Raw genomic sequence first — 22,924 nt, 5'->3', positions numbered from 1 at the left:
TAGTAGTAAAAAGATGATCTTTTCGGTAGCTAGAGGGTAAAATTTACGGTAAACCTATGTAATTGCTGTTTTACAGGGTGTAAAGCACAAATTTGACAGGCAATAGATTGTCGTTATGCGATTGCAATGTTGGCATGGTAAACATTGCTTGTCATCATGAAAAAACTGCATGAGAAAAATTGTAAATTTCTCTTTATGACCTAAATCAAATTATGTAGAATGCGCGCCATTAGGGTGACGAAAACGTTTGCGTCGGGTCATTCAACAGTTTTTTTGCAACTTTCAGTACTAATCTGAGTCAGGAGATACAGATGCTTAAGCGTGATATGAACATCGCAGATTACGATGCGGAACTGTTCGCAGCTATCCAGGAAGAAACTCTTCGCCAGGAAGAACACATTGAACTTATCGCTTCTGAAAACTACACAAGCCCACGTGTAATGGAAGCGCAAGGTTCTCAGCTAACGAACAAATACGCTGAAGGCTACCCAGGTAAGCGTTACTACGGCGGTTGTGAGTACGTAGATAAAGCTGAAGCACTAGCAATTGAGCGTGCATGCCAACTATTTGGTTGTGAGTACGCTAACGTACAGCCTCACTCAGGTTCTCAAGCAAACAGCGCAGTTTACATGGCGCTTCTTAACCCTGGCGATACAGTTTTAGGCATGAGCCTAGCACACGGTGGTCACCTAACTCACGGTTCACCAGTAAACTTCTCGGGTAAGCACTACAACGTTATCCCTTACGGTATCGATGAAGCTGGTCAAATCAACTACGACGAGATGGAACAGCTAGCACTTGAACACAAACCTAAGATGATCATCGGTGGTTTCTCTGCTTACTCGCAAATCGTTGATTGGAAACGCATGCGTGAAATCGCTGACAAAGCAGGTGCTTACTTATTTGTTGATATGGCGCACGTAGCTGGTCTTATCGCCGCCGGTGAATACCCAACACCAGTACCGCATGCTCACGTGGTAACAACAACGACGCACAAAACACTAGCAGGTCCTCGCGGTGGTCTTATCTTGTCAAATGCTGGCGAAGATATGTACAAGAAATTGAACTCAGCAGTGTTCCCTGGTGGTCAAGGTGGCCCTCTAATGCACGTTATCGCTGGTAAAGCAGTAGCGTTCAAAGAAGCGATGGAGCCAGAGTTCAAAGCTTATCAAGCTCGCGTAGTGAAAAACGCAAAAGCAATGGTTGGTCAGTTCCAAGAGCGTGGCTACAAAATCGTATCTAACGGTACAGAAAACCACTTGTTCCTTGTTGACCTAATCGACAAAGATATCACTGGTAAAGACGCAGACGCGGCACTAGGTGCAGCAAACATCACTGTAAACAAGAACTCAGTACCAAATGACCCACGCAGCCCATTCGTAACGTCTGGTATCCGTGTAGGTACGCCAGCGATCACTCGCCGTGGCTTCACTGAAGAAGATGCAAAAGAGCTAGCAAACTGGATGTGTGACGTTCTAGATAACATCGGCAACGAAGAAGTTATCGAAGCGACAAAACAGAAAGTGCTAGAAATTTGTAAGCGTCTACCAGTTTACGCCTAACTGCTTTTCATAGAGTGAGTCGATTTCGGTGTCGAACATACTCATTTGCTCGCGCAAACTCCGTGTGTTCTTCTAGAACTCGACTCATCTATTTTGAACATTGATATACTAAAGGTCCTCATTTGAGGGCCTTTTTGTTTGTCTGGCGTTTGGAATGAGATATAGCGAGAGTGTGTGATAAGGGGATGGCTACCAACACTGTCCCTTTTCAATATATCCAAACCACGTCATTCCGATGAGCCTAGGCGAGATCAGGAATCTTGTTGAGGCGCACTCTTTTACTCAGAGTTTCTCTAAAAATCATCAGTACTCTGAAAACTGATTCTGAATCACGCTCGTTCCTCGCTGTTCAGAATGACAGTGGTAGAATGGCTTTTTATCATCATTTGTCAGATACAAAAAAGGTTGGCACTGAGCCAACCTTTTCTCTTCAAAACAAGCTTTTCAAAACAAGCGAGAGCTTATTTAATCTCGATACCTTGAGCTTGCATATCGGCATGGTAAGAAGAGCGAACAAATGGACCACACGCTGCATGCGTGAAGCCAAGTTCTAGTGCAACTTCTTTTAGCTCGTCAAACTCTGATGGTGGAACGTAACGTTCTACTGGCAAGTGGTGACGGCTTGGCGCTAAGTACTGACCTAGAGTCAGCATCGTTACGCCGTGTGCGCGTAGATCTTTCAGTACTTCGATGATTTCTTCTTTGGTTTCACCAAGACCCATCATCAAACCAGATTTGGTCGGTACATTTGGATGCTGCTCTTTGAACTTCTTAAGAAGCTCCAGCGACCACTTGTAGTTTGCACCTGGGCGAGCTTTACGGTAAAGACGTGGCGCTGTTTCTAGGTTGTGGTTGAAGACATCTGGCGGGTTATCTTTCATTAGATCAAGCGCTACGTCCATACGACCACGGAAGTCAGGAACCAGAGTTTCAATCTTAATATGCGGGTTTAACGCACGGATCTCGCGGTTACAATCGGCAAAGTGTTGTGCACCGCCGTCACGCAGATCGTCACGGTCGACAGAAGTGATTACTACGTATTTCAGCTTCATATCGGCGATGGTTTTCGCCAGTTTTTGAGGCTCTTCTGCTTCCGGTGGTAATGGGCGGCCATGAGCAACGTCACAGAAAGGACAACGACGAGTACAAATAGCACCTAAGATCATGAAGGTTGCTGTACCGTGGTTAAAACATTCCGCTAGGTTCGGGCAAGATGCTTCTTCACATACGGAGTGAAGTTTATTCTTACGCATCGCCGCTTTGATGTCTTGAATTCGTTGGCTGTCGGCTGGTAGCTTGATCTTCATCCAATCAGGCTTACGTAGCACTTCTTTCTGCTCTGTAGGCATGTTCTTTACGGGAATCAATGCCATTTTATCGGCGTCACGATATTTAACGCCTTTTTCCATCTGGATTGGTTTGCTCATGCTTTATTACCTTGAGAAGGTGCTTCTGTGCTGAATTCTACTTGCTCATAATCGAGCAAAGTAACGAGTTCTTCTATTAATTGTTTTTCTACGGCTTCTACATTGTCTGGGCCGCCAAATTGGCTGACCTGAACCATTTCCATACCTTCATAACCACAAGGGTTAATACGCAGAAACGGTGTTAAATCCATATTTACGTTCAAGGCTAAGCCATGAAACGAGCATCCTTTACGAATGCGTAAACCGAGAGAGCATATTTTCTTACCGGCAACGTAGACACCTGGTGCGTCAGGTCGCGCGGCTGAGTCAATATTGTATGCTTTTAGCGTATTGATCACGAGGTTCTCGATTGTGGTAACGAGATCTCGTACACCTAATTTTTTACGGCGTAGGTTGATCAAGAAGTAGGCGACCAACTGACCAGGGCCATGATACGTAACCTGGCCTCCGCGATCACTTTGTACAACAGGAATATCGCCAGTGTTAATCAAGTGCTCAGCTTTACCTGCCTGTCCTTGCGTAAATACTGGGTTATGTTCTACCAACCAGACTTCATCACGGGTTTCTTCTGTGCGTTGGTCGGTGAACTCATGCATCGCCTTCCATACAGGCTCATAGTCTTGGCGGCCAAGTCGTTTTACAACAAGTTGGTGTTGCATGGGAATTCCTGTTGCTAATATATAAAGTTTTTGGATTATAAACCGGATAACCCTGATGCTCTACCGCTGCGTAACAGATTTTTAACTGAAAGTGATGTAAAGCCTCGTTATCTCTTTGATAAATAAAAAGAAAGCAGCCAAGGCTGCTTTCAAAAAAAATTTAATATATCAAAAAATTATAGAACCATGCGTACGATGTCAATTTCACCTAACTCTTTGTACAGTGTCTCAACCTGCTCGATAGAGGTTGCAGTAATGTTGATTGACACAGAGTGGTAGTTGCCCTTAGCACTTGGTTTAACGGTCGGGCTGTAGTCACCTGGAGCATGGCGCTGAATAACTTCAAGAACAAGCTCTGGAAGTTCAGGCTTTGCATGACCCATTACCTTGTAAGTAAATGAACAAGGGAACTCAAGCAGGTCTTTTAATTTTGCATCAGAGTTGATGGTTAGCATATCGATAACTCCAGTAGATATTCGTTGCGGTGCGAAATAGTACAGTCAAATTAGGGGGAACTCAAGACGAGGAGCTCAAACTTAAAAAGCCGCCCATTCAGGCGGCTTTGCGAATAAGTTTGCTACTCTAATGTTCTTTTTAGAAGAAGCTCTTGAATAACAATACGATGTAATCCCACATGCGGCTAAATAGACTACCTTGCTCTACGGTTTCTAGTGCCATTAGTGGGTATTCGGCAATATCTTCACCATCGATCTGATAGTATAGCTTACCAACTACATCACCTTTATTAATTGGGGCTTCTAGCTCTTTTTCAAGGACGAAGCTTGCTTTTAGGTTTTTCGCTTCACCACGCGGTAGTGTTACGTAAGTATCTTGGTCAAGACCCAGTGCTACGGTGTCTTTGTTACCCATCCACACTTTTTCTTCTACGAACGTTTCACCTGCTTTGTGCGGTGCCACTGTTTCGAAGAAACGGAAGCCGTAGCTTAGCAGCTTTTTACTTTCTGACTTACGAGCATTGGCATCTTTAGTACCCATAACGACCGCAACCAAGCGCATTTGACCTTCAGTTGCTGAACTTACTAGGCTGTAACCCGCATTACTTGTGTGACCCGTTTTGATACCGTCAACGTTCATGCTCTTATCCCAAAGTAGACCGTTACGGTTGTATTGGGTGATGCCGTTGTAAGTAAATTTCTTCTCTGAGTACACTCGGTACTCATTTGGTACGTCACGGATAAGTGCTTTACCCAGCAGAGCCATGTCGTATGGTGTTGAGTACAACTCTGCGTTATCTAAGCCATGAACGTTGGCAAAGTGCGAGTTAGTCATACCCAATGTGTTGGCCCAAGCGTTCATTAGGTCAACAAACGCATCTTCTGAACCTGCAATATGTTCTGCCATCGCAACACAGGCATCGTTACCTGACTGGACGATGATACCTCGGTTCAGGTCACGTACTTTAACTGTTGTGCCTACTTCAATGAACATCTTTGATGAATCAGGGAAGTTTTTCGCCCACGCATTTTTACTGATGGTGACATCATCATCTTCTGAGATATTACCACGCGCTAGCTCTTGGCCGATTACATAGCTGGTCATCATCTTAGTCAGACTAGCTGGAGACAATTTTGTGTTCATCTCTTTCTCTGCCAGTACTTTACCTGAATGGTAATCCATCAGCACGTAGCCCTTCGCCGCGATTTGAGGGGCATCTGGAACAACGATAGGTGATGCAAGAGCAGATTGAGCGAAAGTTGCAGAAAGGGCAACCGAAGAAACGAGAATAGATTTCACAAACTTATTTTTATTCATGGTAATTCAAATTTTTGGGTTAACTGCAGACATCTTATCAGAATCCCTAGTTATGTAAGAGGGGGATCAAAGAGAAATTCATGACACGAGGTCATTTGGCAGTGTTGTGTTTTTTAATAAATGCAGACGAATAGCCGAGCAACTTTACTTTATCTAATGTGGCTTGCGTCAGGGAATAGTCAGTAAATGGCCCTAACAACAAGCGATAAGACTCTTTCGCACTCTCTAGGAAAGTTTCTGTATCCAATTTTTGACCAAGCTCGGTACCTAAAGTTCGCGCGCGTTCTTCATTTTTTGATGATGCCACTTGAATAACGTACCTAGGGTGCGCTTCTAATGACTTTTTGTCCGTGGGCTGATTGATACTGATCACTTCAATTTCCACGTTCGCGGTGCCTGTTTTTATGACATCTAACTTGTGCGCGGCGGCATAGCTTAAATCAATGATACGACCATCGTGAAAAGGACCTCGGTCATTAACTCGTACTACGGTGGTTTTGCCGTTGTCAGTATTGGTAACTTTTACGTAACTTGGTAACGGTAGCGTTTTATGCGCTGCCGTCATTGAGTACATGTCATAGATTTCGCCATTAGAAGTCAAATGACCTTGGAATTTTTTCCCATACCAAGATGCGCGGCCTTTTTCTTTAAAGCCTTTCGCATTGCGAACTATTTTGTAGTCTTTGCCACGCAAGTGGTAATCTTTGTTCCCACCTAGGCTGTACGGTTCATATTTAGGATGCGCATCCTCGATGTGTTCGACTGAAAGCGGTGTATCCGGTGCAACATCGGATTCGAGTTCGTAACGGCCTTCTTGTTCTTTTTGGCTAGTTGATGAACAGCCTGCCAAAATAAGAGCAGAGAAAACCAAGGAATATAAAGCGCGTTTTTGCATGTCTAGGTCGCCTTAGAGAATGCTTTTCGGTGCGTATGAATCGACATCAGAATACCAAAACCAGCCATCAAGGTTACCATTGATGTGCCGCCATAACTGATGAGTGGCAACGGTACACCTACTACAGGTAGGATGCCACTTACCATGCCAATATTTACAAAAATATACACGAAGAAGCTGAGTACAATACTGCCTGCCATCATTCGTCCAAATGCGGTTTGCGCTTGGCTGGCGAGATATAAACCTCGTCCAATAATAAATAGATAGATGGCTAAAAGGCAAAGGAAGCCAATCATACCCCATTCTTCAGCAATTACTGCAAAGATAAAGTCAGTGTGTCGTTCAGGAAGAAATTCTAGTTGTGACTGCGTACCTTGCAACCAACCTTTGCCGGAAATACCGCCGGAGCCAATCGCAATTTTACTCTGAATAATGTGGTAGCCCGCTCCTAGCGGATCAGACTCCGGGTTAAATAGAGTACGAACTCGCACTTTTTGATACTCTCGCATCAAGAAAAACCACAGAATTGGAATGAAACCACCTAATGCAATCGCAGCACCAGCAATTATTTTCCAGCTAATGCCTGCGAGGAAGATAACAAAAATACCGGAAGCCGCGATCAGGATTGAGGTACCTAAGTCAGGCTGTTTTGCAATGAGAATGGTTGGTAAGCAGACCATAATCAGTGCAACAATGAGTGTTCTTAGCGTTGGTGGGAGGGGCTGTCTACCAACATAGCGAGCTACCATTAATGGCACCGCGAGCTTCAATAGCTCTGACGGTTGAAAGCGCACAAAACCGAGGTTAAGCCAACGCTGCGCGCCTTTCGATGCTTCACCGAAAAACAGCACGCCGAAAAGCAGTATAACGCCACCAACGAACATCAAAGGTGCCAAGCTTTCGTAAGTTCGTGGAGAAAGCTGTGCAAGGACGAGCATCACAACGAGTGAAAGCACCATTCGCATGGCTTGGCGATCCATCATCAGTAAACTTTGGCCACTGGCGCTGTACATGATCACCAGGCCAAACCCCATCAGGGCCAGTATGCCAAGTAGGAGTGGTAAGTCGATATGGAAGCGTTCAAACAGGGCGCGATTTTTACCTGTAGAGGGATCCATCTTCATTACTGTTTTACCTCTTTCTTCGCATTGTTTTCAGGCTCAATTTCTTCTGGACCAAGAACGACTCGGTCAAAAATTTTCCTTACTACTGGGGCACCGTTACTAGAACCACCACCGGCATTTTCTAGTACTACAGTGACGACCACTTTAGGATCATCAAATGGTGCAAAGCCAGTAAATAACGCATGGTCACGTAAGTGCTCGGCGATCTCATCGGCGTTGTACTCTTCGTTTTCACCCAGACCGAAGACCTGTGCAGTACCTGATTTACCCGCTGTTTCATAATTCATTTTGTAGAATGAGCGACGAGCTGTTCCGCGCGTGCCATGGTTTACCCGACGCATGCCTTCTTTCGCCATATCCCAGTACTTTTTAGGCACATTCTTGATTGGTGGGTAAGTCACGTATTCTGTCGTTTGCTGCTCTTCGAAGTCGTTACCATTTTCTATCGTCGCTTTGAGCAAGTGAGGTGCGATCACTTCTCCCTCGTTTACTAATACGGAGGTTGCTTTGGCGATTTGCATTGGTGTTGCTGTCCAATATCCTTGACCGATACCCACAGGGATCGTATCACCTTTATACCATGGGGTTTTATGGCGAGACATTTTCCAGTCACGAGTCGGCATATTCGCCTTACTTTCTTCGTAGATATCAATGCCAGTGTAATCACCAAAACCGAACATCATCATCCAATTCGAAATACGGTCAATACCCATGTCATAAGCGATTTGATAGTAGAAGGTATCAACAGACTCTTCGATCGACTTAATGATATCGACGCGCCCGTGCCCCCAACGCAACCAGTCACGAAACGGGCGTGTGTTGGAGTTTGGTATGCGCCAATAACCAGGGTCATTTCGTGTGGTGTTAGGTGTGACGACACCTTCTTGCAGCGCGGCTACCGCCATAAATGGTTTGATGGTAGAGGCCGGAGGGTAAATGCCAAGTGTAGTGCGGTTGACCAAAGGGCGGTTTTTATCGTTCAAAAGGGCACGATAGTCTTTACCTGAGATTCCGTGCACGAACGAGTTAGGATCGTAGCTAGGACTTGAAACCATAGCCAGTACGCCGTTGTCTCTAGGATCGATCACTACAGCACTGCCTCTGCGGCCATCCAATAATTGGTGTACGTACAGCTGCAAGTTGATATCAAGGTTTAAAACGATGTCTTTTCCGGGTACAGGTGGAACGTACTTTAACGTACGAATTACTCGGCCGCGGCTGTTTACCTCGACTTCTTGATATCCGGCTGTACCGTGTAAGAGGTCTTCGTAGTATTTTTCAATACCCAGCTTACCAATGTCGCGAGTGGCTTGATAGTTTGCGTCTTTTTCTTCTCGGATCAGGCGCTGCATGTCGCGATCATTGATTCGAGAAACGTAACCAATCACGTGGGTTAAGACTTCGCTGAAAGGGTAGTAGCGCTTTAAGGTCGCACTTATTTCCACACCCGGAAAGCGGTACTGATTGACGGAGAATACCGCTACTTGTTTTTCGTTCAGTTGGGTAAGCAGTGGGACCGATTTAAATCGACGAGTCCGTTTACGCTCGTGGTGGAAACGTTCAATCTGGTCTGGTGTAATTTCCAGAATAGTTTGTAATTCTTGGATGGTTGCATCAATGTCTTTAATTTTTTCTGGGGTCAGTTCTAAGTTAAAGACGGGACGGTTCTCTGCCAGTAAAACGCCATTTCGGTCATAAATTAGACCTCGGTTAGGCGCGATAGGCACTACTTTGATGCGGTTATCGTTCGAGCGGGTTTGATAGTCTTGAAACTGGTTCACCTGAATGTTGTACATGTTGGCAACCAGAGCTCCCATCAAGACAACAATGCCGATAAAAGCAACAATAGCGCGGCTGGCAAACAGACGCGCTTCGGCTTGATAATCTCGGATTTGACTGCGGCGTTTACGAATCATTAACGCTTGGCTCTAAAGTTAAACAACGATTATTCGCGATGATAAGGGTGGTTAGCGGTGATGCTCCACGCTCGGTACAAGCTTTCTGCCATTACGATACGCACTAGAGGGTGGGGTAGCGTTAAGGCAGACAATGACCAGCTTTGGTCTGCTGCAGCTTTGCATGCAGGAGCGAGTCCTTCGGGACCGCCGATTAATATTGATACATCACGGCCATCTAATTTCCAAGCTTCTAACTGCTCAGCGAGTTGAGGAGTGTCCCATTTTTTACCAGGGATATCTAACGTGACGATACGGTTGCCTTTTGGTACCGCCGCGAGCATCGCTTCCCCTTCTTTTTGCAGGATGCGAGCGATATCGGCATTCTTACCACGCTTGCCAGCAGAGATTTCAATCAACTCCAACGGCATATCATGCGGGAAACGGCGACGATATTCTTGAAAGCCTTCCTCAACCCATTTTGGCATTTTTGTGCCAACAGCAATTAGTTGAATTTTCAAAAGATTAACCCCAGAGTTTTTCTAGCTGGTAGAGTTCGCGGTGCTCTTCTTGCATCACGTGAAGCATGGCGTCGCCCATATCTAGGACTACCCATTCACCTTCGTTTTCACCTTCCATTCCTAGTGGCTCAAGACCGGCTTTTTTCACTTCTGTTGCAACATGGTCAGCGATGGATGAAACGTGGCGTTTGGATGTACCAGTACAGATGATCATGTAATCTGTCACGCTTGATTTATCTTCCACATTTAGGACGATAATGTCTTCCGCTTTCATGTCGTCGGCTTTATCAGCTAAAAAGTCTTTCAGTTCTTCGCGAAGCACTCGGTTTTCCTCGGTTTGTCTCTTATCTCTACAGTGTTTTACATTCTTGCTTGCAAAACAGGTCGCGCACTATATCACGCTTTGATTTTTAAATTGCCAGCTTAATATCAGGAGAGCAGGTTTCTAAGCTCAACTGATGAATAGTTGGCCATACAGACTCGTCATATTGAGTTTTGGCTTTTATCTCTGCTTGAGCCAACAAGGAGAGCAATGCACAAATACGACTCGCCGATAAGCGGGTCAGTGCTGCGTTATAGAGTGGACGCTTGTTTTGCCAAACTCGATATTTCTCAAATACCTGGTTCATTCCCATTTGAGTTAAGTCTTGATGCATATTTAAAAGTTGGCTCAACTCTTTTTGTACACTTCGAATCAAGATCACGGTCTCAACCCCTTCCGCCTCAAGTTGGCGAAGAATGCGTTGTGCACGGTTTGCTTTACCTGCCAGTAAGGCGTCGATCCAGTTAAAGGTAGTGAAGTGATTATGGCGACTTAGGGCTTCCTCTAAACGTATGATGGTCAGCTCACCATCCGGATAGAGTAGGGCCAATTTCTCTAAGCTTTGTGTCAATGCAAATAGGTTACCTTCATGCCATTGAGCCAACATTTGCAGTGATTGCTGATCGGGTTTTAGTCCCAACGTGCGGCAACGTGTCTGAATGAACATAGGTAGGCGTTGAAGGTCTGGCGACAAGCAGCTTACCCAATCGCCTTTTGAGCTTAATGCTTTGAACCATTTCGCATTTTCTTGGGCTTTGGTCAGTTTGCTACCAACAATGACGAGCATGATGTCATCATGAAGCATATCACACAGTGTTTGCAGCTCTTTGCTGACGGCGGTTGTTACGCCACTTTCAGGAATTTCAAGCTCAATCAATTGACGGTTTGAAAACAGGCTCATCGCTTGGAAACAGTCGTAAACTAGGTTCCAGTCTATGCTAGCATCCACCGCAAAACGGTGTTTTTCCTCAAAACCTTGCTGAAACGCTGCCTTTTGGATTGCTTGGCGGCTTTCTTGAATCAGTAACGGCTCATTACCAAAGATTAAGTAAACCTGTTTAACTTGTTTAGTTAAATGATCCGTTAGCTTATCGGCATAAATTCGCATAGTGACTAAGAGTTTTTGTTCGCTGGCTCAGAGATTTGTCCTGCTTCATATTCGGCACGAATACGGCCCAACTGGCGCATCATCTGTTTTGCAGCTTGCAAGCGCATCTCGTCTTCAATTACGTCACGCTCAACAGATTTTGCAAGTGCGGTCAACGGGTTGTCTAGGTAGTTGCGGTTTACTGTTGTCGTAAAGTTTTTAGAACCATAGCCAGGAATTGTCACACGGTATTTTACTACGTATGTCAGCTCTTTTTCTGCTGCACGGCTATTTTGATAAAGCGATAGTGTACGCTCATCGATTGTCGCTTCCGTCAAATGAAGGTTGGGTACCGTCGATGAGGGTTGAACAAGTTCAACTTTGTTCAGTTCGAGTTGAGAGCGAACATAGCGAGTTAATTCACTGTATTCATCGTAGCTGGAGAAAGACATAGTGTGCAGCTCTTCCGGTACGGAATACTCGCCGCGAAGGTGAAAACCACAGGCAGAAAGAAGCCCCGCTAATACCAATACCACTGGTAGTTTAATCAAAGAGAAAAAGCGCATTGATTGTATTCATCCTAAATTGAAGGGGTTATTTACCTTAAACCACTCATGTGAATGGTTTGAGGTAAATAAACAGGGTAGCGAACTACCCTGTTTAATGACTCTTGGTTAACAAATAAGTTCGCTAAACAGAGACAAATTGCAAGCTGTGATTAGTTTGCAACGATGTTCAGCAGTTTACCTGGAACGTAAATAACTTTACGAATAGTCAGGCCATCAGTGAACTTAACCACGTTTTCGTCGTTTAGACCAAGCTGTTCGATATCGTCTTTAGAGATATCCGCTGGGACTGTTAGCTTCGCACGTAGCTTACCGTTAACTTGAACAACGATAGTTTTTTCGTCTTCAACTAGCGCTTTTTCGTCAAACGTCGGCCATGCCGCGTTATCAATGTCTGTTTCACCTAGTGCTGCCCATAGCTCGTATGAGATATGCGGAGTGATAGGGTAAAGCATGACAACAATAGCTTTCAGTGCTTCGTCAAGGATTGCACGATCTTGCGCAGATTCTTGAGGCGCTTTCGCTAGTTTGTTCATCAGCTCCATGATCGCTGCGATCGCGGTGTTGAATGTTTGACGACGAGCGATATCGTCCGTCACTTTCGCGATAGTTTTGTGAACGTCGCGGCGAAGTGCTTTTTGATCACCAGAAAGCGCTGAGGTATCTACTGCTTCTGCTGCGCCTTTCGCTGTGTGCTCTTTAACTAGTTTCCAAACACGTTTTAGGAAGCGGTTCGCACCTTCTACGCCAGACTCTTGCCATTCAAGTGTCATGTCCGCTGGAGACGCGAACATCATGAATAGACGTACTGTGTCAGCGCCGTACTTGTCTACCATTTCTTGAGGGTCGATACCGTTGTTCTTAGACTTAGACATCTTGATCATGCCTGAGTGCGTTACATCACGACCTTCAGTGTCTTTAGCAGAAGTAATGCGGCCTTTACCATCACGTTCAACGGCTACGTCTGTTGGAGCTACCCACTCTTTGCCGCCTTTCTCGTTCTCGAAGTAGAACGCATCAGCCAGTACCATGCCTTGACACAGTAGTTGCTTGAACGGTTCGTCAGAAGTTACGTAACCCGCATCGCGCAGTAGTTTGTGGAAGAAGCGTGAGTACAGTAGGTGCATACAAGCGTGCTCGATACCACCGATGTACTGATCTACTGGTAGCCAGTAGTTTGCTTTTTCTGGGTCTAGGATGTCGTCCGCTTGTGGTGAACAGTAACGCGCGTAGTACCAAGAAGATTCCATGAACGTATCGAACGTATCTGTCTCACGTAGAGCAGGTTCGCCGTTAAAGGTTGTCTTCGCCCACTCTTTGTCTGCTTTGATTGGGCTGGTTACGCCGTCCATTACCACGTCTTCTGGAAGAATCACTGGTAGTTGGTCAGCAGGTACTGGGTGAACTTCACCGTCTTCAGTCGTTACCATTGGGATTGGTGCGCCCCAGTAACGTTGACGAGATACACCCCAGTCGCGTAGACGGAAGTTTACAGTCTTAGTGCCTTTGCCTTCTGCTTCTAGCTTCGCTGCAATTGCATCGAACGCCGCTTGGAATTCTAGGCCGTCGAATTCACCAGAATCGAACAGTACGCCTTTCTCTGTGTATGCCGCTTCAGAAATGTCTAGCTCGCTGCCATCAGCAGGCTTGATAACAGGCACGATGTCTAGACCGTACTTCGTTGCGAACTCGTAGTCACGTTGGTCGTGTGCAGGTACTGCCATTACCGCGCCTGTACCGTAGTCCATCAGTACAAAGTTTGCTACGTATACTGGTACTTCGCGGCCGTTCAATGGATGAATCGCAGTAAGGCCAGTTGCCATACCTTTCTTCTCCATTGTCGCTAGCTCAGCTTCTGCAACCTTGTTGTTCTTACATTCGTCGATAAACGCTGCAAGCTCTGGATTGTTCTCTGCTGCAAGAGCTGCAAGAGGGTGGCCGGCTGCGATACCCACGTAAGTCACACCCATTAGCGTATCTGGACGTGTTGTGTAAACTTCTAGGTCTTGTTGACCCTTAACTTCAAACTTCAGTTCAACACCTTCAGAACGACCAATCCAGTTGCGCTGCATGGTCTTCACCATTTCAGGCCAACCTTCAAGCTTGTCTAAGTCGTCTAGTAGCTCTTGAGCGTACTCAGTGATTTTGATGAACCATTGAGGGATTTCTTTTTGCTCTACAGGCGTATCACAACGCCAGCAACAACCGTCTTCAACCTGCTCGTTTGCAAGAACAGTTTGGTCGTTAGGACACCAGTTAACAGAAGAAGTCTTTTTGTAAACTAAACCTTTCTCGTAAAGTTTAGTGAAGAACTCTTGTTCCCAGCGGTAGTACTCCGGTGTACATGTTGCGAATTCACGGTTCCAATCGTAACCAAAGCCTAGAAGCTTAAGTTGGTTCTTCATGTATTCGATGTTTTCGTAAGTCCAAGGTGCTGGCGCAGTTTTGTTTTTTACTGCTGCGTTTTCTGCAGGTAGACCGAATGCGTCCCAACCGATAGGTTGCATCACGTTTTTGCCTTGTAGGCGTTGGAAACGAGATACTACATCACCGATAGTGTAGTTGCGCACGTGACCCATGTGCAGTCGACCACTTGGGTATGGGAACATGGACAGACAGTAGAATTTTTCTTTATTTGGGTCTTCACTTACAACAAAGGTTTTGTTGTCATCCCAGTGCTTTTGAACTTTTTGTTCAATATCTTGTGGGTTGTATTGTTCTTGCATCGATGGTATCCGTTATCTTGGAATTTGTGAGTTCGGTTAGAACAGACTTAAATAGATCGTCATAGAATACCTAAAGCTAGGGATCACAACAATAGCCAATCTGTACCCATGCGCCCTTAAGTGACGCAGGTAGGAGAAAGATGGAGGTCAGTTATGCCTAAACGTAAAACAGGTTATGAGGAAATGCTCGAGGATGTGATTGAAACCTTGAAGCACAGTCCGGAAGAAGTTAACAAAGCGATTGAGACGTCGGGCAAAGTGGTGGATGCTGCTAATGACTTGACCAAAGATGAATTGGCTTTAATCAAAGCGTACCTTAAAGCCGACTTAAAAGAGTTTTCAGAGAGTTACGAGGACAGTAAAAGCGGCCCGTTTTACTTAACGATTGCGGACTCGATATGGCAAGGGCTGTTAGAGATTACAGACCGAACTAAAGTTGAGTGGGTTGAGTTGTTCGATGACTTAGAGCATCAAGGGCTATATGAAGCAGGAGAGGTGATAGGCTTAGGCACTTTGGTCTGTGATGAGTGTGGTCACAAGACAACGTATAACCACCCAACAGTAATCATTCCGTGTATTAAATGTGGTCACAAAGGCTTTACTCGTCAGTCATTAAAGCCATAAATGGCGAGTGACGACTGTATAATGCAATGAATAAAAAAGAGGCTTAGTCGCCTCTTTTTTGTCTTTTCTACTTTCAAGCTGTTATCAGCTCTGTTTTCTTCTTAAACCGAAAGCCAGAGCTAAACTTAACCCTACCCAAATATACAATGGCCAAGTACCAAGGATTCGATATGGCGTTTTCCCATCGGTTGGGGTGAGCTCTGCGCGCAGTACTGCAGTTTCAAACTGCGGTACTTGCTCAACGATTTTACCCTTGTGATCGGTTACCGCTGTTAATCCGTTGTTAGTCGAGCGGATGAGCGGTTTACCTAACTCTAAGGCACGCATACGGGCGATCTCCATATGTTGAAGAGGACCGATAGAGTGACCAAACCATGCATCATTTGAAAGCGTTAGAATGAAGTCTGTTTCGTCAGTCACATTTTGACGCACTTGCTCATTAAAGATGATCTCATAGCAAAGCGCTGGTGCCATGTGCATGCCATTCGCAACGATGTTTGGCTGCACAAAAGCCCCACGGCTAAACGACGACATCGGTAGGTTAAAGAATGGCGCTAATGGGCGCAAAATATCTTCAAATGGTACAAACTCACCAAACGGTAGTAGGTGATGCTTATGGTAACGTTCGCTTAAATCGAAGCTGTAGTCACCGTATGGTGTGATGCCGAGGGACAGAATACTGTTGTAGAACTGTCGATCTTCAGCTTGGTTGACGACACCGGTGATGATTGCGCTGTTATTCATTTTTGCAGCGCTGTCGATATTGCTCAAAAATGAAGGCACTTCAATTTCAAAAGCAGGAATTGCTGCTTCTGGCCAAACGATAATGTCAGCGTCCCAGTTTTCACGAGTTAAGTCAGCATATTTCATTATGGTTGGCCAGCGTTGACTTGGTAGCCACTTTAGGTTCTGGTCTACGTTACCTTGAATCAGCGCGAGCTTAGTCGTGTCTTCTGGTCGGGGTGTTACCCAATCGTAGTTGCGAATCCCAAAGCCAGTACTGAGTAGCACCGCAGGGATAATCACCATCAGCCACTGCTTATGAATCCATGCATAGGCTAACGCCCCTGCGCTGATAAGGATAAATAGAGTAAGCAGTTCTACGCCGCCAATTGGTGCAAAGCTTGCGAGTGGAGCATCTATCTGGCTATAGCCTAGCCATAACCAAGGGAAGCCAGTCATCACCCAACCACGCAACCAATCACTGATCAGCCATAAAGCAGGTGCAGCGAGAAGTGCTTTTGTGAGCGTAAATTGAGGAAACAGCTTGTTGTTGAGCCAAGCAAATAAGCCTGAATAAACAGCCAAGTAGGCAACAAGCAAGCCCATTAAAAATAAATTGGCAATGAGCGGCATACCGCCAAAACCGGAGATACTGACGTAAACCCAGCTAACGCCAGTTGCAAATTGACCTAACCCCCAAGCATAACCAATCCATAGTGCGCGTTTCGGAGTTTGGTTAGCAAGAAGAATCAGTAGAATTGCAGGGCTAAGAATGGCAATAGGCCACAGCTGGTAAGGAGCGAAAGCGAGTGTAGTAGAGGCGCCAACAAAAGCGGCCACTAAGGGCCGCTTAAGGCGATGAAAGAGTTCATTCATCATTGTAATTTTCTGAGATTCCCAATGGGTATCGCGTTACTCTTGAGTGGCTTCAACCAGGGTTTCTTCGTCTGGGATCGTCACTTGGAGTTGAATGACACGACGGTTATCGGCAGCGGTGACTTTGAAGTTGTAGCCTTCAATTTCAACCAGTTCACCACGAGAAGGTAAGTGACCAAAGGCAGTCATGACCATACCACCAACGGTATCAACTTCCTCATCGCTGAAGTTGGTTCCGAATGTCTCATTAAACTCTTCGATGGTTGTCAGCGCTCTGACAGCAAACGTATGCTTGCTCAGCTTACGAATGTCCGTCTCTTCACTTTCATCGAATTCATCTTCAATATCCCCGACGATTTCCTCAAGGATATCTTCAATGGTCACAAGACCAGAAACACCACCGAATTCATCGACAACAATGGCCATATGATAACGTTCTTCACGGAATTCTTTCAGCAGTCGATCAACGCGTTTACTTTCCGGTACTACAACCGCTGGTCGAATGACTTCTTCGATATCAAATGGATTACTGCCTGAGCCTAAGTATTTAAGTAAGTCCTTCGCTAGAAGTATGCCTTCCACATGGTCTTTATCTTCGCTGATCACAGGGTAGCGAGAGTGTTGAGCATCGGTAATCAAAGCAACCAAGGTATCAAGGTCGTGAGTACGCTCAACTGTAACCATTTGCGAACGCGGGATCATAATGTCACGCACACGCATTTCGGAGATTTCCATAACACCTTCAAGCATATCGCGAGTGTCATGGTCAATCAGGTCGTTAACTTCAGAGTCGCGGATAACATCCACAAGCTCTTGGCGATCTTTTGGTTCGCCCTGAAATAGTTGACCTAGACGTTCAAAGAAGGACTTTCTACTCGGACCTTCTGCCTTTTCTTTCTTATCTTCGTTAGAAGAGGGAGAATTATCTTCGTTCATTGTTTCTCAATTAAGTAACGCTATCAGAAGTGTGATAGCACACATAGAGAGGCGAACACGAGAGTCATTTAGGTGGTTCGCCTTTCCCTGTCGAGTGGCCAATAGCTACTCTTTTTCAGCAATGTAAGGATCTTCATAACCCATACCTTGCATGATTTCGGTTTCGAGGGACTCCATCTCTTCGGCTTCGTCATCCTCTATATGATCATAACCTAGCAGATGCAAGCTGCCATGTACAACCATATGCGCCCAATGTGCTAGCAGAGGCTTGCTCTGTTCAACCGCCTCTTTTTCAACAACTTGGCGGCAAATAATCAAATCACCAAGTAAATCTATTTCCATACCAGGAGGTGCTTCAAATGGAAACGACAACACATTAGTTGGTTTATCTTTGCCGCGATACGCATGGTTGAGCGTATGACTTTCTTGTTCATCAACAATACGAATGGTGACTTCGGCTTGTGGCTGGAAGAGAGGGATTGTCTTATCTAGCCACAATTGGAAATCTTGCTGCGAAGGCAGACCTTCTTCATTTTCGACTGCCAGTTGCAGATCAAGTTCAATCGCCATGATTATTCCTTAGTTGAAGCAACTTGTGCATTCAGTTCGGCTTTTGCTGCTTCTAGTAACTTCGCATCGCGTTCTTCACGACGGCGTTTCTCGAACTCTTTACGCTCTTTCTGGTCTTGTGCTTCCCACTTCTCGTACGCGTTAACGATACGAGCAACCACAGGGTGACGTACAACGTCGTCGGCTAAGAAGAAGTTAAAGCTGATGTCGTCAACTTCGCTTAGTACTTCAATAGCATGACGAAGACCCGATTTCGCACCACGAGGTAAGTCAATCTGCGTGACATCACCAGTGATAACCGCGCGAGAGTTAAAACCAATACGCGTTAGGAACATCTTCATCTGCTCAACAGTGGTGTTCTGACTCTCATCAAGAATGATGAAGGCGTCGTTTAGAGTACGACCACGCATGTAAGCAAGAGGAGCAACCTCAATCACGTTACGTTCAATCAGCTTCTCTACGCGCTCAAAGCCCAGCATTTCAAATAGGGCGTCGTATAGCGGACGTAGGTATGGGTCGACTTTCTGGCTTAAATCACCAGGCAGGAAGCCCAATTTCTCACCAGCTTCAACCGCTGGACGAGTAAGTAGAATACGGCGGATCTCTTGGCGCTCTAGTGCGTCAACAGCTGCTGCTACAGCAAGGTAGGTTTTACCTGTACCAGCCGGGCCAATACCAAAAGAAATATCATGCGTGACCATGTTAACCAAGTACTGCGCTTGGTTTGGCGTACGTGGTTTGATCACACCTTTCTTGGTTTTGACGAAGACTTCTTTACCATGCTCGATGTTAGACTCAGTATTCTGCTCAAGAACACCAGACTCTTTGATCGCTAGATGGATTTGCTCAGGCTCAATATCTGGGATCTCACCTCGTACAGGTGCGGTATCAACATATAGAGTTTTCAGGATATCCAGCGCAGCTGATGCGGTATGAGGTTTACCGACAATCGTAAAGTGGTCACTACGGTGGTTAATTTCAACGCCTAGACGACGTTCTAAATGCTTGATGTTGTCATCGAATGGACCGCACAGGCTAGCTAGTCGGCGGTTGTCTGAAGGTTCTAGGTTAATTTCTAGAGTTACGATTTTATTGCTCAATGTTGCCTCTCATTTTTTGCCACTTAGTGAGAGCCTGATAACGACCAGGCTCTCTATGGCTATTTATACGAGCTTACGGCGTAAAAGTAGCTACACCCAGCTCATCTTCGCGACGTGTTTTCGCCATCATCTGCGTTGGGGAAATCACACTACGAAGATCCATGTCTTTTTCAGTACGTACTAGCTCACCACGCAGTGAGTTTGCAAATACGTCTACGATCTTCACATCAACGAACTGACCAATTAGGTCTGCACTACCTTCAAAGTTTACTACACGGTTGTTTTCTGTACGAGCGCGTAGTTCCATTAGGTTTTTCTTCGAAGGGCCTTCAACTAGAACACGTTGTTCTGTGCCAAGCATTAAGCGAGAGTAACGCATCGCTTGAGCATTGATAGTTTGCTGTAGTTCGTAAAGGCGCTCTTTCTTCACTTGTTCTGACACATCACAAGGGTAATCCGCTGCTGGCGTACCTGGACGTGGAGAGAAAATAAAGCTGAAGCTCATGTCAAAGTCTACATCTTTGATTAGCTTCATGGTGTCTTGGAAGTCTTTGTCTGTCTCACCAGGGAAACCAACAATAAAGTCTGAACTGATTTGAATATCAGGACGAGCTTTACGCAGTTTACGGATGATCGATTTGTATTCGATAGCGGTGTGAGGGCGTTTCATCATCGTTAGGATACGGTCACTACCACTTTGCACAGGTAAGTGCAGGAAGCTCACAAGTTCTGGCGTATCTTCGTATACTGCGATGATGTCGTCTGTGAATTCTAACGGGTGGCTCGTCGTGAAACGAATACGGTCGATACCATCGATAGACGCAACCAAACGAAGCAGTTCTGCAAATGAACAGATCTCACCATCGTGCATAGGACCACGGTACGCGTTTACGTTTTGCCCCAGAAGGTTTACTTCACGTACGCCTTGTTCAGCAAGTTGGGCGATTTCGAACAGTACGTCATCCATTGGACGGCTTACTTCTTCACCACGAGTGTACGGTACGACACAGTAAGTACAGTACTTAGAGCAGCCTTCCATAATAGAAACGAATGCTGTCGCACCTTCTGCGCGAGGTTCAGGTAGGCGGTCGAATTTTTCGATCTCTGGGAACGAAATGTCCATAACTGGTGCATCATCGGACTGAGATTGTTTGATCATCTCAGGTAGGCGGTGCAAAGTTTGTGGGCCAAAAATAACGTCAACGTATGGTGCACGTTCACGAATATGGTCACCTTCTTGCGTTGCTACACAACCACCTACACCGATAACTACGCCAGGTTTTTTATCTTTTAGTGTTTTCCAGCGGCCTAGCTGGTGGAAAACTTTCTCTTGCGCTTTTTCACGGATCGAACAGGTGTTAAGTAGAAGTACGTCTGCTTCCTCTGGCTCTTCCGTCAGCTCGTAGCCGTTTGCAGCATTAAGCAGGTCGGCCATTTTTGATGAATCGTATTCGTTCATCTGGCAGCCCCAGGTTTTAATTAGCAGTTTCTTACTCATCTCACTTTCGCTCGTTCAGTTGTACTTAAATCGGAGAGCTATTGCTCAAATTATAGCCGCCATCACGGCGGTAAGCGGCGTATTGTACTGCTTTAAAAAGCACCTGACTAGTGATCTAGCTAATTCTCTGCAAAGCCTGATGAAATCTAGTTTTTCGCCCTATGCAGAACAAGGTTTTTTGTTAAACAATTTTGTAAAAATAGCCATGGAAAGTACAATAAAAAACGCCAATTAATCAGCACGATGAAGAGTGAAAAATGAACAAGTATGACATCGCCGTGATCGGTGGCGGTATGGTCGGGGCAGCCGTCGCTGTTGGATTTGCCAAGCAGGGCAGAAGCGTTGTCTTGGTTGAAGGTACAAAACCTAAAGTTTTTGATGCCGCTCAGGCGATGGATATTCGTGTATCTGCAATCTCGCACCAGTCGGTGGAGTTACTTGATTCACTCGGAGCATGGTCAGAGATCAAGAGCATGCGAGTTTGTCCTTATCGGCGGTTAGAAACTTGGGAGCACCCAGAGTGCCGTACTCGTTTTCACTCTGATGAATTGTCATTGGATCAGCTAGGTTACATTGTTGAAAATCGCCTAATCCAATTAGGTCTTTGGCAAGTCTTCTCTCAGTATGAAAATCTAACCGTGATGTGTCCTGAGCGATTAAAAGCCATTGAGTTTGCAGATGTAAATCTTGTGACACTAGAAAGTGGGGAGCAGTTTGAAGCTAACTGGGTGATTGGTGCTGATGGTGCAAACTCTAAAGTTCGTCAATTGGCTGGAATTGGTGTAACTGCGTGGGATTACCGACAACACTGCATGTTGATTAACGTGAAAACAGAATTGCCTCAGCAAGATATTACTTGGCAACAATTTACACCTTCAGGCCCACGTTCATTTTTACCTCTGTGCTCTTTGAGTAACGACGATGGTCAAGTAGAAGGCCAAGGTTCTTTGGTTTGGTATGACTCGCCTAAACGTATTAAACAACTGTGTGCGATGAGTAAACCTCAACTAAGAGAAGAAATTTTACGTCATTTCCCTGCTGAATTAGGCGATATTGAAGTTTTACAGTTTGGCTCATTCCCACTCTCTCGTCGTCATGCGCAAAGCTACTCAAGCAAAAATTGCGTGTTAGTGGGTGACTCTGCCCATACGATCAACCCGCTTGCAGGGCAAGGGGTAAACTTAGGCTTCAAAGATGTAGACGTTCTCCTTTCGGTAACAGAACAACAAGAAAAGCTGGAAGATACCTTACTCGCGAAATACGAACGCGCACGTCGACCTGACAACTTACTCATGCAGACGGGCATGGACTTTTTCTATAAAGGTTTTAGCAACGATCTTGGGCCATTGAAGTTCGTACGTAATGCTGCATTGAAGCTTGCTGAAAACTCAGGGCCAATTAAGGCTCAAGTACTGAAATACGCGTTAGGTATGTAGTAAGCTACTCAAATCACAGATAGAAAAAAAGCGAGCCATGAGCTCGCTTTTTTAATTCGGCAAATCTAATGATTTCCCGAGTCCAGAACCAAAAAAAGAAAAAACCCAGCAAAGTCATGCTGGGTTTTCCGATAATGGTGCGGAAGGAGAGACTTGAACTCTCACACCTTGCGGCGCCAGAACCTAAATCTGGTGCGTCTACCAATTCCGCCACTTCCGCAACTTATTCTGTAGATATCAAGATAATTGGTAAAATCTCAATATCATTGTATGTGGCAGGGCTACCTGGATTCGAACCAGGGAATGGCGGCATCAAAAGCCGCTGCCTTACCGCTTGGCGATAGCCCTACAGCGTAAATAGTCAAAGACTACTTAACCTCTCTTATCGAGAGAAAGAATGGTGCGGAAGGAGAGACTTGAACTCTCACACCTTACGGCGCCAGAACCTAAATCTGGTGCGTCTACCAATTCCGCCACTTCCGCATCTTAAATCTACGTGACTGATAGCTTATGCTAGCAATCCAATCAATGGTGGCTACGACGGGATTCGAACCTGTGACCCCATCATTATGAGTGATGTGCTCTAACCAGCTGAGCTACGTAG

20 protein-coding genes and 4 tRNA genes are annotated in these 22,924 nt (G+C 45.5%); 3 read left to right on the top strand and 21 right to left on the bottom strand.

Translation table 11 applies throughout. From position 1 onward, the window contains the following. Nucleotides 1–311 precede the first annotated feature (311 nt). Nucleotides 312–1,562: a serine hydroxymethyltransferase gene (gene glyA / locus R8O70_RS07470; RefSeq protein ID WP_005381985.1), complete on the top strand. Its 1,251-nt coding sequence runs from the start codon at nt 312–314 to the stop codon at nt 1,560–1,562. Nucleotides 1,563–2,023: 461 nt separating this feature from the next. Here glyA and lipA read toward each other — a convergent pair whose 3' ends face one another. From lipA to leuS, 12 genes are all read right to left on the bottom strand, one after another. Beyond that, complete coding sequence (gene lipA / locus R8O70_RS07465; RefSeq protein WP_005384139.1) at nt 2,024–2,989, bottom strand: lipoyl synthase; 966 nt, start codon at nt 2,987–2,989, stop codon at nt 2,024–2,026. Next, complete coding sequence (lipB, locus tag R8O70_RS07460; protein WP_005384137.1) at nt 2,986–3,648, bottom strand: lipoyl(octanoyl) transferase LipB; 663 nt, start codon at nt 3,646–3,648, stop codon at nt 2,986–2,988. Before lipB ends, lipA begins: the two co-directional genes overlap by 4 nt. A 176-nt stretch (nt 3,649–3,824) precedes the next feature. Then, nucleotides 3,825–4,103 (bottom strand): DUF493 family protein YbeD, encoded by a 279-nt coding sequence (ybeD, locus tag R8O70_RS07455; protein ID WP_005384135.1) that lies wholly within the window; start codon nt 4,101–4,103, stop codon nt 3,825–3,827. 139 nt (nt 4,104–4,242) lie between these two features. Continuing rightward, nucleotides 4,243–5,421 carry a serine hydrolase gene (locus R8O70_RS07450; RefSeq protein ID WP_005384132.1) on the bottom strand — a complete coding sequence of 393 codons (1,179 nt, stop codon included), beginning with the start codon at nt 5,419–5,421 and terminating at the stop codon, nt 4,243–4,245. A 91-nt stretch (nt 5,422–5,512) separates the two neighbouring features. Next, nucleotides 5,513–6,316, bottom strand: a complete 804-nt coding sequence (locus tag R8O70_RS07445) for a septal ring lytic transglycosylase RlpA family protein (RefSeq protein WP_005384131.1) — start codon at nt 6,314–6,316, stop codon at nt 5,513–5,515. A 2-nt stretch (nt 6,317–6,318) separates the two neighbouring features. Next, entirely contained in the window at nt 6,319–7,440 is a 1,122-nt protein-coding gene (gene rodA / locus R8O70_RS07440) for a rod shape-determining protein RodA (RefSeq protein ID WP_005384128.1), read from the bottom strand. Beyond that, nucleotides 7,440–9,356 carry a penicillin-binding protein 2 gene (gene mrdA / locus R8O70_RS07435; protein WP_005384126.1) on the bottom strand — a complete coding sequence of 639 codons (1,917 nt, stop codon included), beginning with the start codon at nt 9,354–9,356 and terminating at the stop codon, nt 7,440–7,442. The genes rodA and mrdA overlap by 1 nt, the downstream gene beginning before the upstream one ends. Nucleotides 9,357–9,385: 29 nt before the next feature. Next, a complete protein-coding gene (rlmH, locus tag R8O70_RS07430; protein ID WP_017821762.1) occupies nt 9,386–9,856 on the bottom strand; it encodes a 23S rRNA (pseudouridine(1915)-N(3))-methyltransferase RlmH in 471 nt (156 codons plus the stop codon). Nucleotides 9,857–9,860: 4 nt separating this feature from the next. Continuing rightward, on the bottom strand, nt 9,861–10,178 hold the full coding sequence (rsfS, locus tag R8O70_RS07425) for a ribosome silencing factor (RefSeq protein WP_005373015.1): 318 nt from the start codon (nt 10,176–10,178) through the stop codon (nt 9,861–9,863). Between the two features lie 88 nt (nt 10,179–10,266). Next, nucleotides 10,267–11,286, bottom strand: a complete 1,020-nt coding sequence (holA, locus tag R8O70_RS07420; RefSeq protein ID WP_172563352.1) for a DNA polymerase III subunit delta — start codon at nt 11,284–11,286, stop codon at nt 10,267–10,269. Between the two features lie 5 nt (nt 11,287–11,291). Next, nucleotides 11,292–11,831, bottom strand: a complete 540-nt coding sequence (gene lptE / locus R8O70_RS07415) for an LPS assembly lipoprotein LptE (RefSeq protein ID WP_005384122.1) — start codon at nt 11,829–11,831, stop codon at nt 11,292–11,294. Nucleotides 11,832–11,983: 152 nt separating this feature from the next. Next, nucleotides 11,984–14,557, bottom strand: a complete 2,574-nt coding sequence (leuS, locus tag R8O70_RS07410) for a leucine--tRNA ligase (protein ID WP_005384121.1) — start codon at nt 14,555–14,557, stop codon at nt 11,984–11,986. A gap of 153 nt (nt 14,558–14,710) precedes the next feature. Here leuS and R8O70_RS07405 point away from each other — a divergent pair, with 153 nt between their 5' ends. Then, on the top strand, nt 14,711–15,181 hold the full coding sequence (locus R8O70_RS07405; protein WP_005373024.1) for a zinc ribbon-containing protein: 471 nt from the start codon (nt 14,711–14,713) through the stop codon (nt 15,179–15,181). An 84-nt stretch (nt 15,182–15,265) separates the two neighbouring features. Here R8O70_RS07405 and lnt read toward each other — a convergent pair whose 3' ends face one another. The 5 genes from lnt to miaB form a co-directional block, all read right to left on the bottom strand. Continuing rightward, entirely contained in the window at nt 15,266–16,783 is a 1,518-nt protein-coding gene (gene lnt / locus R8O70_RS07400; RefSeq protein ID WP_151514566.1) for an apolipoprotein N-acyltransferase, read from the bottom strand. Nucleotides 16,784–16,816: 33 nt separating this feature from the next. Beyond that, the gene (corC, locus tag R8O70_RS07395; protein ID WP_005384118.1) at nt 16,817–17,716 is read right to left on the bottom strand and encodes a CNNM family magnesium/cobalt transport protein CorC; all 900 of its coding nucleotides are present in this window, start codon (nt 17,714–17,716) and stop codon (nt 16,817–16,819) included. A gap of 105 nt (nt 17,717–17,821) precedes the next feature. Continuing rightward, nucleotides 17,822–18,286, bottom strand: a complete 465-nt coding sequence (gene ybeY, locus R8O70_RS07390; RefSeq protein WP_258623759.1) for an rRNA maturation RNase YbeY — start codon at nt 18,284–18,286, stop codon at nt 17,822–17,824. Between the two features lie 2 nt (nt 18,287–18,288). Further along, nucleotides 18,289–19,386, bottom strand: a complete 1,098-nt coding sequence (locus R8O70_RS07385) for a PhoH family protein (protein ID WP_005373033.1) — start codon at nt 19,384–19,386, stop codon at nt 18,289–18,291. 73 nt (nt 19,387–19,459) lie between these two features. Further along, the gene (gene miaB, locus R8O70_RS07380) at nt 19,460–20,884 is read right to left on the bottom strand and encodes a tRNA (N6-isopentenyl adenosine(37)-C2)-methylthiotransferase MiaB (protein ID WP_005373038.1); all 1,425 of its coding nucleotides are present in this window, start codon (nt 20,882–20,884) and stop codon (nt 19,460–19,462) included. Nucleotides 20,885–21,141: 257 nt separating this feature from the next. On the opposite strand from miaB, the gene R8O70_RS07375 reads away from it, so the two are divergent. After that, the gene (locus R8O70_RS07375) at nt 21,142–22,320 is read left to right on the top strand and encodes a 2-octaprenyl-3-methyl-6-methoxy-1,4-benzoquinol hydroxylase (RefSeq protein ID WP_064353683.1); all 1,179 of its coding nucleotides are present in this window, start codon (nt 21,142–21,144) and stop codon (nt 22,318–22,320) included. Between the two features lie 135 nt (nt 22,321–22,455). Here R8O70_RS07375 and R8O70_RS07370 read toward each other — a convergent pair. From R8O70_RS07370 to R8O70_RS07355, 4 genes are all read right to left on the bottom strand, one after another. Then, nucleotides 22,456–22,540: transfer RNA gene (locus R8O70_RS07370), tRNA-Leu, on the bottom strand. 53 nt (nt 22,541–22,593) lie between these two features. Then, nucleotides 22,594–22,668, bottom strand: a tRNA-Gln gene (locus R8O70_RS07365). 50 nt (nt 22,669–22,718) lie between these two features. After that, nucleotides 22,719–22,803, bottom strand: a tRNA-Leu gene (locus R8O70_RS07360). A gap of 46 nt (nt 22,804–22,849) precedes the next feature. Then, nucleotides 22,850–22,924, bottom strand: a tRNA-Met gene (locus R8O70_RS07355).

The organism is Vibrio sp. 779(2023) (assembly GCF_033344285.1).
Classification (GTDB): domain Bacteria; phylum Pseudomonadota; class Gammaproteobacteria; order Enterobacterales; family Vibrionaceae; genus Vibrio; species Vibrio alginolyticus.
This window is presented reverse-complemented; position numbering and strand designations above follow the sequence as displayed.